We start from the raw sequence: 12773 nt of genomic DNA on the forward strand, positions 1-12773 counted from the left end.
TTAGTTTTCTGTGATTAGGCAATAAATCTCGGATGTCAAACAACCTGAGTTTTACTTTGATATTATTTTTTGAAAAGCGGGTAACGCGATTCGAACGCGCGACATCAACCTTGGCAAGGTTGCGCTCTACCACTGAGCTATACCCGCAACTTTCACATTAATATCAGTATCTCAGCTTTATCCCAGTTTGTCAACCCCTAAATTTATTTTTTTTGGTAATGGGTAATTGGTGAGTACCAAGTACCAAGTACCGAGTACCAAGTAGTTGACTTTCTTTCCTACTCATTACTCGTTACTCATCGCTTTGTACTGACTTGCTCCCCAGTCCCTAAACCACCTCTGATTCTACGGGGTTTTGCATTGCAGCTGGTAAAGATTGGGCATTACGAGCATAGGGTTCTGCTAGGTTAGAGCGTAAATTACGCATCAGGCTGGCCATTTCTATGGCATTCATGGCATAATCCCAACCATGATTACTTTTAATTCCTGCTCGCTCTAATGCTTGCTGCATTGTATCCGTTGTCAAAATGCCAAAAATCACGGGTACACCAGTTTGAAAGCTCGCAGCAGCAATACCTTTAGCTACTTCAGACGATACATAATCAAAATGAGGTGTTTGTCCTTTAATTACCGCACCGAGACAAATTATGGCATCATAACGTTGGGAGAGTGCCAACTGGCGAGCTACGGTAGGAACTTCAAAACTGCCTGGAACCCAAACATAGTCTACTTGATTGCCTTGAGGATCAGGATTTATACCATGACGTTTTAGACAATCTTGACATCCTTCTACCAGTTTGAGAGTAACTAAGTCATTGAATCGACCAATCACCATTGCAAACCGCAAAGGCTCTGTTTGAGTAAAATTTCCCTCAAAAACTGCCATGACTGCCTCTTAAATTAATTATAAATTCTTAGCCAATACACTTTTCTGTGTTCAAGATAGAGGAGCAGGAAAGCACGTTTAGGAAAAAGGCATCAGGAAAAAGAAAATTTCTCTGTTTCTTCTCTAACCTTCTACGTTAACTTTTCTGCCCCTCTAGTTTTTTATGTTATGTGCTTGTGCCTGTTTGCAGCCGTCGCCTACACCACAAAAAAGTTTAATATACCGACTAAAAGCACTAGGACAGTCCAGACTCCAGAACCAACCCACAGCAGTTTTTTAGATTCTACCCAATTTTGAGGTGTAGCGTAAGCAACAGGTACACCAACAACTAGGACAAAAGACATCAGAACTAGAGATACTAAAGCAAATTGGAATACTAAGGTCATTTTTACTTTCCCCAACACAGCGATATCGTAAATTGTCCCAAGACTGTCGCTGTATGATGGACAGACTGGGTTGTTCAGTGACCCCTGTGAAGCCCACTTGGTCTTCTGAACCATTAATATTTTACGTCCGGTTTGTAACAGATGATCAATTGTCATTGGTCATTAGTCATGATCTCTCCTGCTTCTCCCTCTCTGCTTTCTTTACTGTCACCTGTCACCTGTCACCTGTCACCTGTCACCTATTCCCTATGGATTTAATTCTTTGCCATACAACTGCTGATTTTGACGCTTTGGGGGCGGCTGTTGGGTTAACTTGTCTGCTGCCAGGTAGTAAGATTGTGTTGACAGGGGGAGCGCATCCACCTGTGAGAGATTTTTTAGCGTTGCATCGGGATGAGTATCCGCTGATTGAAAGACGTGCGGTAAATCCAGAAAAGATTCGTTCTTTGAGGGTTGTGGATACTCAACAGCGCGATCGCTTGGGCAAAGCTGCTGAATGGTTCGATTTACCCAATGTCCAAGAAATTATAGTTTATGACCATCACCTCGGACAAGATAGCGATATTCCCACGACGCAATTATATGTTGATCAAGTGGGCGCTACGACTACCTTAATGGTGGAAGAATTACAAAAACGTCATATTTCTTTAAATTCTGCCCAAGCAACTGTGATGGCTTTGGGTATTCATGTCGATACAGGTTCGTTAACTTATGACCAATCTACACCCAGAGATGCTTTAGCGTTGGCGTGGTTGATGCAACAGGGGGCAAGTTTATCAGTAATTTCCACTTATTGTGATCCTGGTTTATCGCCACAATTACAACAATTATTAACTCAGGCTTTAGAAACTTTAGATTATATTTGTCTACGAGGATATACTATTGCTTGGGTGACATTAAAAACAGATTGTTTTGTGCCAGGGTTATCAAGTTTAGCTTCAGAATTGGTGGAATTAACAGAAATTGATGCCATATTGTTGGCAAATGAATATGCTTTGGGTGACGATGATGAGTGGCGATTAACGGTAATTGGGCGATCGCACATCTCCGGTACAAATCTCAACCTCTTATTTCAAATATTTGACGGTGGTGGACATTCTCAAGCAGCTTCCCTGAACATTCGCACAAAAGACTCACAGCCAATCTTACAGCAACTTCTAGATGGGTTAAAAGCACAAATTCCCCATCCCCCCACAGCCAGAGATTTAATGTCTTCCCCAGTCCGCACCATTCGTCCTGAAACCACAATAGCTGAAGCACAAAGGATTTTATTGCGTTATGGTCATTCTGGTTTATCCGTCGTCAATCCTCACGGGCAATTAGTTGGTATAATTTCTCGACGTGATTTAGATATTGCTTTACATCACGGCTTTAGTCATGCACCAGTTAAAGGCTACATGACAACTAATTTAAAAACCATCACCCCAGATACCACCTTGCCACAAATTGAGTCCTTGATGGTGACTTATGATATTGGACGTTTACCAGTATTAGAAAATGAAAATCTCGTTGGCATTGTCACCCGTACCGATGTTTTAAGGGAATTACATCAAGTAGATGTGGTTGATGGGGAAATACAAAAAGATGGTGAAATTAATATTAATCTGCCACAACTACAAAATAAACTAGCTCCCCAACTTTGGCAACTACTCACCACCGCATCAAAAGAAGCAGAAAAACGCGGTTGGCATCTTTATTTAGTTGGTGGTGCAGTGCGAGATTTGCTATTAGCAGAAGCAGAAACTGGCACTTTAATGATTAATGATATTGACTTAGTAGTTGATGGTTTTCATAAATCGGCAGATGTAGGTGCAGGTGTGGAATTAGCAAATGCACTCCAACAAATTTACACCAATGCTCGTTTAGAAATTCATGGTGCATTTCAAACTGCTGCATTATTGTGGCACAAAGACCCAGAATTAGGCTCATTATGGATAGATATTGCCACATCTAGAACAGAATTTTATCCCTACCCAGCCGCAAATCCAGAAGTAGAAGCCAGTTCAATTCGTCAAGATTTATATCGTCGGGATTTTACTATTAATGCTATGGCATTAAGGCTAACATCTCCCCGTGCTGGTGAATTACTTGATTTTTTTGGTGGTTTATTAGATTTACAAGCCAAGCAAATTCGGACTTTACACGCTAATAGTTTTATAGAAGATCCTACTCGTATTTATCGTGGTGTTCGTTTTGCAGTGCGATTTGGATTTGCAATTGAACAGCGGACTGAAGAATATATTCGTTATGCGATTAACAGCGGTGTTTATGATCGCACTTCCCAAGCAAATACCAAAACACCCGCGTTACAAACTCGGTTAAAAACAGAACTAAAACATATTCTTGAAGCCCCTTATTGGCAATCAGCTTTAGAGTTATTAGATAATTTAGGGGCATTGCAGTGTATCCATTCTAGCTTAAAATTAGATGCTGATATTTTACAAGAATTACATTTATTGAAAATTTGTTTGCGAAAATTTGACAAACAATATAATCTACATCATTGGCAACTACGCTTAGAAGTATTAATAGCTCATTTAGAACCAAAATATAGAGCAAAAGTTTCTAAAAATCTGCAATTAGGGGATGATAGTATTGCCAGATTAAATAATTTAGTAGAAACGCAAACAACGGTAATCACATCTTTAGCAAATTTACAATCTCCTAGTCAAGTTGTCAATTTACTACGAAAATATGATTTACAAACTTTGATTTTAATTGCCGTAAAAAGTCCTAGGAAAATTAGACGGAAGATTTGGTATTTTTTAACTAATTTAGCAAACAAACAACCTTTGTTAAATGGCAATGATTTAAAACAGTTGGGTTATAAGCCTAGTCCACTATACAAACAAATTCTTGATGATTTACTCAGCGCTACTTTAGATGGTATCATTAAGAATGAGGCGGAAGCACTAGAGTTTTTAGCAAGCCATTATCCTCGATAATTGAAACTAAAAATATGAAGTTTATATGCAAATTCAAATATCTCAAAAATACTAAATTCCCAAATTTCCCGTTAGCTGACTTATAGCAATTCCCATTCAAGTGAGGTAGACACAGTAATAATTAAACGCAGATGGACGCAAATAAACGCAGATATTTTTGTACTTCATTAGACTAGGAAAAGCTACATATACATTGCATGATTTTAAACCTATGAATCAGGAATTTTACAATCGAGGCTTAGAAAAAGCTCAACAAAAAGATTATGCTGGTGCAATAGAAGATTTTAACCTTGTTATACAAGCCGATCCTTACTTTAGTTCAGTTTATGTAAAAAGAGGTTTGGCATATTATGACTCAGGTACAATTCTCCAAGCCGTCTCTGATTATACTGAAGCTATCAAGCTAGATCCTAAAAATGTAGAAGCTTATTATTGTCGTTCTTTAGCAAGGTTAACACTAAAAAATCTACCTGGTTCTCTAGAAGATGTAGAGAAAGCGATTCAGCTTAATCTTAATTATGCTGCTGCTTATGACTTACGGGGGATAGTTCAGCGCAAACAGGGAAATATTCAAAATGCGATCGCTAATTTCAAAAAAGCCGCAGAATTATACTTAGAACAAAAAGATGCAAAAAATTGTCGTCTCTGTTTAGAAAAAATTAAACAGCTACAACCAAAACCACAACCTGTCACAAATCCAGTTAATTCAAAGCCTGCACCAATTATATCTACTAAGGATTATTTCACACAATTATTAGAAAAAGCAGAACATGGAGATACACGAGAAGCAATTGCTGATTTAAACTGGATATTAAAAGCTGATTCTCAAGATGCCCAAGCTTACTGCTGTCGCGGAGTTGTATATTGTAAAATTGGTAATTATCGAGAAGCAATTGCCGACTTTAATCAAGCATTACAACTAAATTTTCAAGATGCTGTTGTTTATCGAAATCGTGGCAAAGCCCGTTCTCAATTAGGAGATCATCAAGGGGCATTAGCTGATATGAATCAAGCCCTGAAAATGCAACCTGAAGATGGTTTAGGATATGTTGCTAGAGGGAATATCTATCGGTCAATGGGTAACTATTTAGCTGCAATTCAAGATTATGCCCAAGCCTTAAAAATTAATCCTGATGACGCTTTATCTTACTACAATCGTGGTCTTGCCTACACTTTTTTAGAAGAAATGCAAAATGCAATTGCAGATTATCAAAAAGCAGCTAGTATCTATTGTGAACAAGAAGATTGGCAGAATTATCAACAAGTATTAAATAGCCTACAAAAAATCAAGTCGTCTATCCCAGAAACAAATAAAGCCACATATAACCTATTACGTCAAAGACTGTTACGCATGGTTGGTGGATATTGGGAAATGGCACAAAGATTAATTCAACAAAAAAAAGATGTTTATCCAGGAATGTCAGAAGAATGGTATTTACAAAAGGTGATTGATGATTGGGAACGCGATAAATTTCAGTAGTTTTGATTAATTTTTAATTACGAATTACTGAGAAAAACGCCAAATCTTAATTTTATTATCCTCTCCACCACTGACTAAGATTTTACCATCAGCACTAAAAGCCAGAGATGTGACTGTATTAATATGTCCTGTCAATGTGCTTAATTCCTTACCTGTAGCCACATCCCATAGTTTAATATTATGATGATTGGGTTGATTCAAGGTATCGCACTCCATACAATTGCGGTTCCCACTCACAAGAATTTTACCATCTGGGCTAAAAGCAATAGTCGTTACATTATTGTCTTGTCCCGTGAGGGTGCGAATTTCCTTACCTGTAGCAATATCCCATAATTTTATTTTGCGATCGCGACTAGCACTAGCAAGAATTTTACCATCTGGGCTAAAAGCTAGAGATGTCACCGTTTGCGAATTTGGAGTTAATTGATGAATTGACTTTTCTTGAGTGATATTCCATAGTTTAATCGTCTTATCAAAACTACCACTTGCTAGGGTAACACCATTGGGACTGATAGCCACAGATCGCACCCAGTAAGAATGACCTTTGAGAGTCCGAATTAGCTTTCCTGTAGCTAAATTCCAAACTTTAATTGTTTTGTCATCACTAGCACTTGCCAGAGTTTTTCCATCCTTACTAATAGCTAAAGAATGGACTGAATCAGTATGACTTTTTAGGGTATAACTTAACTTTTTTGTAATTAAGTTCCAAATTTTAATTGTTTGGTCATCACTACCACTAACTAGATTTTTACCATCTGGACTAATAGTTACTACATTTACATTTTGTATATGTCCTGATAGCGATGTAACATCTTTACCTGTAGCCACATTCCATAATTTAATGATGCCATTACCACCACTAGCAATAGTCTGAGAATCTGGACTAATAGCAACAGATAAAATTAAATTGTTTGGTTCAAAAATAGTTTTTACTAAAGAAAATTTCTCTGAAGATTCCTGTGGGGATTGATAGAAAATTGCATCACTAGTAGCTGTACTATTTTGTGGTGAAATAAATCTAGCCAAAATAGCAGTTTGTAGTTGATGAAAATGTCTATAACCAAATTCTCCCAAACCCAAAAATAAAATTGTTGCAACTAATAAAAGTGAATTTCTCAGCCAAACATATTTTCGTGGATAAACACCTGTCTTTTTAATGGGTACAGCTAAAAATGAATTACTAGCTGGTGCTAATAAATGTGTATATTGTCTACTCAAATCTTTGATGACATCATCAGCCGATTGATAACGATTTTGAATATCAATTTGTAACAGCTTATCAATAATTTGTGCTAATTCATGACTCAGCGGACATCGCAAATAATCTTGCCAGTTTTTTACCCAACTATATCCATGTTCCATCCACAATTGAAAAGGAGAAATTCCCGTGATCAAATGAAAGCAGGTAGCCCCCAAACTAAATAAATCACTAGCAGCATAGGCTTTACCATCTCTGATTTGTTCAATTGAAGAATAGCCATGTGAACCAATGGAAGTACCATTTTTTTTCTGAACTCTGGCTGTTAATTGTTTAGAAGAACCAAAATCAATTAAAGTTAATCTGCCATCACTTTTACGCCGAATAATATTTTCTGGCTTGATATCTCGATGAATAACTCCTCGACTATGAATAAATTTGAGAATAGGCAATAAATCTAGCAAAATAGATTGAATATCCCAATCTCTATAGGTTTTACGTAACTGTAACTCCTTTAATAAATTATTTCCATCAATAAACTGTTGTACTAAATACAAACAGTTATCTTGCTCAAAGTAAGCTAAGAGAGTAGGAATTTGTGGATGTTCTCCTAGTTCTCGGAGTCGCTTTGCTTCTTCGCTAAACAACTCCATTGCTTTTTTTTGTGACCAAGTTCCTTGAAATTTTGGTGCTAATTGTTTAACTACACAACAGTCATTTAATTTATCGGTATCTTCTGATAGATAAGTTCTGCCAAATCCCCCTTCATCTGAAAGCACTCGGATGACACGAAAACGATTTCTTAACAGTGGTAATAACGGGGTGTTACAACTTTGACAAAACTGTTTACCATCTGGGTTTTGGGGTTTTTGACAATCGGGATTTAAACAGCAGATCATGAGCAAAGAAAAGTGACTGCATGATAAATAATGCTAAGTTTATTCCGCATTTTCCCTGTATTTAATAGACTCTTGCATACTTGGAGGGTAGATAAACCTGGTAGGGATTGGGGAATTACTTATTATATTCAAATTTCGTAAATCTAACTATGTTTTTCTCAGTATAGAAAAACAACAAGAGTCATAAAATTAATTGTTTCATGATCATACAACAAGCATAATTGAAAAACTGGTCAAATTGCCAAGACAATATTGGATGTATATGTTAGCGATTTAAGCTGTTGTGCATTTAATTTGTATAAGTCTGGCGGGCAAGATGCCATTGGTGTCAAGTTAAGAAAAATGGATTTGTGTCAAGAGTGGGAAATAAATGGTAAAAGTCAACACAGGGGTGTTGAAAAGAGCCATGAGTAAACCAAGGAAAAAACAAGGGAATCCAGACTTTCGCCATCAAGTTAGCGTACCTGCTCCAGCTAGTGAAGAAATAGAATCACGGTTGATTGGGCTATTAAGTCCAGGGACATTTGCCAACCTCAAAGGGGTAAAAGACAAAGAGCGAAGCTTGCGCTCAAGAGTATTAACCCTACCAGTAATGGCAGCAATAATACTGAGTCTAGTATATCGACAAGTACAACACTTAACAGATGTATTGCGCTGCCTAGAAGTAGAAGGATTAATGTGGGTAGAGGCAACAAAAGTCAGCAAGCAAGCTCTGTCCCAAAGACTCAACAGTTTACCGGCGCATCTATTTGCCAAGATGTTTGAGCAAGTAGTAGAACGTCTAGCAGCAAAAAGGAATGCAAAAGAATTAGCTCCAGCCTGGGCATCAGTGGCGCAGAGATTTTCCGCCATTTGGATTTGTGATGCCTCAACACTCGAAGCCATGAAAAAGCACTTCGGACAATTGCAAGAAAAAACAGGTTCAGTGTTGGCAGGAAAAATGCTGATGGTAGTAGAAGCTTTCACTCATATTCCTGTAGCAGTTTGGTATGATGCTGATGCCAAGCGGAATGAGACTCGTTGGTGGCAAGCATTGTTAGAACTTTTACCTGATGGTGGTTTACTCATAGTAGACATGGGATTTTATGGTTTTGAGTGGTTTGATTCTCTAACTGCTGCCGGTAAGTATGTTCTCACCCGCCAAAAGGAAAAGGTCAGATATAAGGTAGTGCGTGTACTTTCTAGTAGCTCTCACTACAGGGATGAAATTATTCAAATGGGATTGCATCATACCAACCCATGTCGCTATCCCATGCGCCAAGTATCCGTATTATGGGGTAAGACTTGGTATCATTATTTGACTAATGTTCTTGACCCACAACAGCTTTCACCACAGGAGGTTTGTGATTTATACCGCCGACGTTGGCGAATTGAGGACGCATTTTTATTGACTAAGCGTTTATTGGGCTTGTCCTATTTGTGGGTTGGTGGCACTAATGGTGTACAGATGCAAATATATGCTACCTGGATTTTCTACGCTGTCCTCAATGACTTGTGTGCTGATGTGGCTATTGCTTTACAACAACCTTTAGAACGCATTTCTGTGGAAATGGTTTTTCGCAGTTTGTATTTTTTCCACCGCGCACTTTTACTTGCTCCTGATTTACAACTTATTCCTTGGCTTGTCGAACATCATCGTTCTATGGGCTTAATCAAGACCGTCCGTCAACGTCACCGACGAACGGCTGCTCGCTCTCTTGACATTTGGGCTGATGCCTTAACTTGACACCAATGGCAAGATGCCCACCCCACAGGATTTAAGCATTTTAGGATTATCTAATTTAGATGCGTAACAGCTTATCAGCGCACAATATTCATTAAAATTTTGATTTTTAAATGTAATTGTCAAGAAAATTTTGTGTTCAAAACTACTATTTTTATGTAATAAGAGAACCCCATAAAAAATATGATCTAATGAAGTAGGGGTAATTCATGAATTACCCCTACTTTCGCAGGGACAGACTTTATACCAATTTTATGTGAAGTTGCACATAATTCTAAAATCCATTGATTTATCTGTCTTTATCCGCGTTTATCTGCGTACATCCGCGTTCAATTATTCTATGCAGCTTCATATTAATCTGGTATTAGCTGAATGATATTAAAACAGGATCAATGATTCTATGGAGTTCTCTAATAAATCTTGCTTTAACTGAATACTACTAATTCTGGAGGTATAAATTTCCATGAAAATTAATTACGTAGCTTTCTGTTGCGTAGCGGTATGACGAATTACGAATTATTTTAATATGTCTGGAATGCCTTAAACCATTTATTCAAAACTGTATTCAGAGTTTGTTTAATTTGATGCTTACGATTCCACTTTTGAAAAGCGATTTCATATTCTTCACCTTTACTTTGAAAGGTATTCCAGATATCAAGCAAAATCGCTAGACCACAGAATAATAAAATGTACAATGACCAAGAAAGACTAGCACCACCAAGCAAGTCAATTAGTATTAAAAATGCGTTGACAATAGCATAATTACCCAAACGTTTTTGAAATTTACTGCGGCGGTAAAGGTCAAAAGCTTGACGTTGTTGTACTTGACTTTGTTGGGCTATCCAATCAATTTGGGCTTGTTTTACATCATTTGGTGATATTTGTAACTCAGCAGCAATTTCTATAATTTGTTGATAGGAAAATTCTTGATCACGATCATTGGTTTGACGAGCGATCGCTAGTTGTAGAATTTGCTGTACCTCTTCTTGGCTATAGGAACGCAGACTGTTAGATTCAAAGTTCGTCATAATGCTTTCTCTGATAATAATTTTGAATAGACGGCTATGCTGCTATTAGCAATCTTTGCACTACTCCTACACTAGCAAATCTAAATGAGAGTGACGATAGAGATTTATAGTAATGTGTCATTGTTAATTGATAATTGGTAATAATCTTCCCCCTTCCCGTTCTCATTATTAAAAGCTGAAGACTCTGAAAAAATATCTTACTGACTGGAATTTAGCAGCGCATAATATCGAAAGAAGTTGCAGCAAGAGGGAAAAACCCAATGGTGGAAGATAACGGTTCAGTTCGCACACTCTCAGTAGATATTGGGGGTAGTGGTGTCAAAGTTATGGTTTTGGATATCACTGGGAAACCTTTAACAGAAAGGGGAAGGTTAGAAACACCCCAACCAGCGACACCAGAAGTAGTGATTAATGCCATTGCTGTGTTAGCTGCATCTCAAGGTGAATATCATCGGGTTTCAGTAGGTTTTCCCGGTGTGGTTCGCAGTGGAGTCACAGAAACAGCGGTGAATTTAAATGCTGATTGGATTGGATTTGATTTAGCAACAACACTATCTAAACAGCTAAATAAACCTGTAAAAGTGATTAATGATGCAGATATGCAGGGACTAGGGGCAATTGCAGGTAAAGGTGTGGAATTAGTCATCACACTAGGTACTGGTTTCGGTTCGGCTTTGTTTGTAGATGGAAAGCTGGTTCCAAATATGGAAATGGGACATCATCCGTTTCGTAAAGGGGAGACCTATGAAGAACAGCTAGGACGTGCTGCTTTAGAAAAGATTGGGGATAAAAAGTGGAATAAGCGATTACAGAGAGCGATCGCATCTTTACAACGTCTCTTTAACTATGATTGTCTTTACATCGGTGGTGGTGAAGCTGTGCGCGTCAACATGAATTTACCTTTAAACGTGAAACTAATTCCTAATATCACCGGGTTATTAGGTGGTATTGCTTTATGGAGAGAATGAACTGTCTAACCGATACAACAATCCTGCTTCAACTGCATCCTCACCATTCCCATCGACGGATTGTGGATTTCTTTGAAAAAGAAGCGGCTATTCTCGAAAAACTGGGCAAATATCAACAGATTCCGCAACTACGAGCTTTCGAGTAGTAGTTTCTTCTCTGAGAATTGTTTAAGGAGGGAGAAGAATTTTCAATTTTTGATTGAACAATCTAAAATTGTTTAACTTTTTTCATGCACTAAGGGCGTATTGCAATACGCCCCTACCGATGATACTTGTAACTGCCACCCTTTTTAAGAGGGTTGGAAGGATATCTTATGTATCATAATTAAAGTAAAACGGTATTACTCCTAGTCTAAAAATTTAGGACGATTTTGTTGATTTAACTTGAGTTTGTCTTCTAGAAGAAGCCACTTTTCTTGTGAAATCAAGTCAATAAATTCATCTAAATTTTGACGATATTGATGTAGTGAATTTATCAATGCTTGATGATTATATTGTGCCATCATCACTCCTAATTCTGGATTACCGGCACCAACACGGCTGGTATCACGAAATCCTGAACTAGCTAGGTTTTGAGCTAATTGAAAAATTTCAGGATCTGTTTCACTCAAACAAGCAGCCATCAAAGAGGCACTAACCATAACAGGTAAATGGGAAATCCAACTCACTGCCCGGTCATGTTTTTCTGGCTGACAATGGTAGATAATAGAACCTAGCGATCGCACAATTTCCTCTAAAACTGAAATTGCATCCGTTGGCGTTGTAGCTACTGGTGTCAGTACATAAGGACGATTAACAAACAAATTTCGTTGTGCTGCTTCTATACCTGCATCTGTATTTCCCGCCATTGGATGACCACCAATAAAATTATTCCAAAGCGGAGAAATTCCTGCTACTATAGGTGTTTTTACTGAACCTACATCAGTCACAATAGTAGTTGCAGGCAAATAAGCAATTAACTGTTCAACTTGGGGAATAATAAGTCCTATCGGAGTGCAAATAAATACAATATCAGCAGCAGCCAACAGGCTCAATTCCACTGAAGCTTGATCGACAATACCGAGATCAATAGCTTTTTTACAGGTTGATTCACGACGACTAACTCCTAGAACATGATTTCCTTGGGAACGTAAATCAAATCCTAATGAGCCACCTATCAATCCCAGTCCCAAAATACCAATTTTCATTTTTACCGCTGACAACTAAAATTTGACTTATTCTCTGCATACTTTACCAACTATTAAGGTTGGCATCTGAGAG

At 37.9% G+C, this 12773-nt stretch carries 10 protein-coding genes and 1 tRNA gene; 5 read left to right on the plus strand and 6 right to left on the minus strand.

Translation table 11 applies throughout. From position 1 onward, the window contains the following. Nucleotides 1-75 precede the first annotated feature (75 nt). From AC012T_RS02900 to psbZ, 3 genes are all read right to left on the minus strand, one after another. Nucleotides 76-147: transfer RNA gene (locus tag AC012T_RS02900), tRNA-Gly, on the minus strand. Nucleotides 148-328: 181 nt separating this feature from the next. Then, nucleotides 329-886 (minus strand): 6,7-dimethyl-8-ribityllumazine synthase, encoded by a 558-nt coding sequence (gene ribH, locus AC012T_RS02905; protein WP_487062927.1) that lies wholly within the window; start codon nt 884-886, stop codon nt 329-331. A gap of 197 nt (nt 887-1083) precedes the next feature. Further along, on the minus strand, nt 1084-1272 hold the full coding sequence (psbZ, locus tag AC012T_RS02910) for a photosystem II reaction center protein PsbZ (RefSeq protein ID WP_015216746.1): 189 nt from the start codon (nt 1270-1272) through the stop codon (nt 1084-1086). A gap of 248 nt (nt 1273-1520) precedes the next feature. Between psbZ and AC012T_RS02915 the strand changes: the two genes are divergently transcribed. Both AC012T_RS02915 and AC012T_RS02920 read left to right on the plus strand, forming a co-directional pair. Then, nucleotides 1521-4217 carry a CBS domain-containing protein gene (locus AC012T_RS02915; protein WP_487062929.1) on the plus strand — a complete coding sequence of 899 codons (2697 nt, stop codon included), beginning with the start codon at nt 1521-1523 and terminating at the stop codon, nt 4215-4217. Nucleotides 4218-4428: 211 nt separating this feature from the next. Next, a complete protein-coding gene (locus AC012T_RS02920; protein ID WP_487062931.1) occupies nt 4429-5697 on the plus strand; it encodes a tetratricopeptide repeat protein in 1269 nt (422 codons plus the stop codon). A 24-nt stretch (nt 5698-5721) separates the two neighbouring features. On the opposite strand, the gene AC012T_RS02925 is transcribed toward AC012T_RS02920, so the two are convergent. Then, nucleotides 5722-7794 carry a protein kinase domain-containing protein gene (locus AC012T_RS02925; protein WP_487062933.1) on the minus strand — a complete coding sequence of 691 codons (2073 nt, stop codon included), beginning with the start codon at nt 7792-7794 and terminating at the stop codon, nt 5722-5724. A gap of 406 nt (nt 7795-8200) precedes the next feature. Here AC012T_RS02925 and AC012T_RS02930 point away from each other — a divergent pair, with 406 nt between their 5' ends. After that, nucleotides 8201-9520: an IS4 family transposase gene (locus AC012T_RS02930; protein ID WP_487066422.1), complete on the plus strand. Its 1320-nt coding sequence runs from the start codon at nt 8201-8203 to the stop codon at nt 9518-9520. Nucleotides 9521-10038: 518 nt separating this feature from the next. On the opposite strand, the gene AC012T_RS02935 is transcribed toward AC012T_RS02930, so the two are convergent. Then, a complete protein-coding gene (locus tag AC012T_RS02935; RefSeq protein ID WP_487062935.1) occupies nt 10039-10545 on the minus strand; it encodes a 2TM domain-containing protein in 507 nt (168 codons plus the stop codon). A 260-nt stretch (nt 10546-10805) separates the two neighbouring features. On the opposite strand from AC012T_RS02935, the gene AC012T_RS02940 reads away from it, so the two are divergent. Next, nucleotides 10806-11513, plus strand: a complete 708-nt coding sequence (locus AC012T_RS02940; protein ID WP_487062937.1) for an ROK family protein — start codon at nt 10806-10808, stop codon at nt 11511-11513. Next, nucleotides 11510-11659 (plus strand): hypothetical protein, encoded by a 150-nt coding sequence (locus AC012T_RS02945; protein WP_487062939.1) that lies wholly within the window; start codon nt 11510-11512, stop codon nt 11657-11659. The genes AC012T_RS02940 and AC012T_RS02945 overlap by 4 nt, the downstream gene beginning before the upstream one ends. Nucleotides 11660-11860: 201 nt before the next feature. Here the strand turns inward: AC012T_RS02945 and AC012T_RS02950 are convergent, their stop codons facing one another. After that, nucleotides 11861-12700: a prephenate/arogenate dehydrogenase gene (locus AC012T_RS02950; protein ID WP_487062941.1), complete on the minus strand. Its 840-nt coding sequence runs from the start codon at nt 12698-12700 to the stop codon at nt 11861-11863. Nucleotides 12701-12773 lie beyond the last annotated feature (73 nt).

The organism is Anabaena sp. EIM26 (genome assembly GCF_057568715.1).

What these genes read in the sequence shown, in the direction of transcription:
- AC012T_RS02945 (WP_487062939.1), top strand. Translation starts at nt 11,510, where the DNA reads ATGAACTGTCTAACCGATACAACAATCCTGCTTCAACTGCATCCTCAC.
- AC012T_RS02930 (WP_487066422.1), top strand. Translation starts at nt 8,201, where the DNA reads ATGAGTAAACCAAGGAAAAAACAAGGGAATCCAGACTTTCGCCATCAA.
- AC012T_RS02935 (WP_487062935.1), bottom strand. Translation starts at nt 10,545, where the DNA reads ATGACGAACTTTGAATCTAACAGTCTGCGTTCCTATAGCCAAGAAGAG.
- ribH (WP_487062927.1), bottom strand. Translation starts at nt 886, where the DNA reads ATGGCAGTTTTTGAGGGAAATTTTACTCAAACAGAGCCTTTGCGGTTT.
- AC012T_RS02920 (WP_487062931.1), top strand. Translation starts at nt 4,429, where the DNA reads ATGAATCAGGAATTTTACAATCGAGGCTTAGAAAAAGCTCAACAAAAA.
- AC012T_RS02940 (WP_487062937.1), top strand. Translation starts at nt 10,806, where the DNA reads ATGGTGGAAGATAACGGTTCAGTTCGCACACTCTCAGTAGATATTGGG.
- AC012T_RS02950 (WP_487062941.1), bottom strand. Translation starts at nt 12,700, where the DNA reads ATGAAAATTGGTATTTTGGGACTGGGATTGATAGGTGGCTCATTAGGA.
- AC012T_RS02915 (WP_487062929.1), top strand. Translation starts at nt 1,521, where the DNA reads ATGGATTTAATTCTTTGCCATACAACTGCTGATTTTGACGCTTTGGGG.
- AC012T_RS02925 (WP_487062933.1), bottom strand. Translation starts at nt 7,794, where the DNA reads ATGATCTGCTGTTTAAATCCCGATTGTCAAAAACCCCAAAACCCAGAT.
- psbZ (WP_015216746.1), bottom strand. Translation starts at nt 1,272, where the DNA reads ATGACCTTAGTATTCCAATTTGCTTTAGTATCTCTAGTTCTGATGTCT.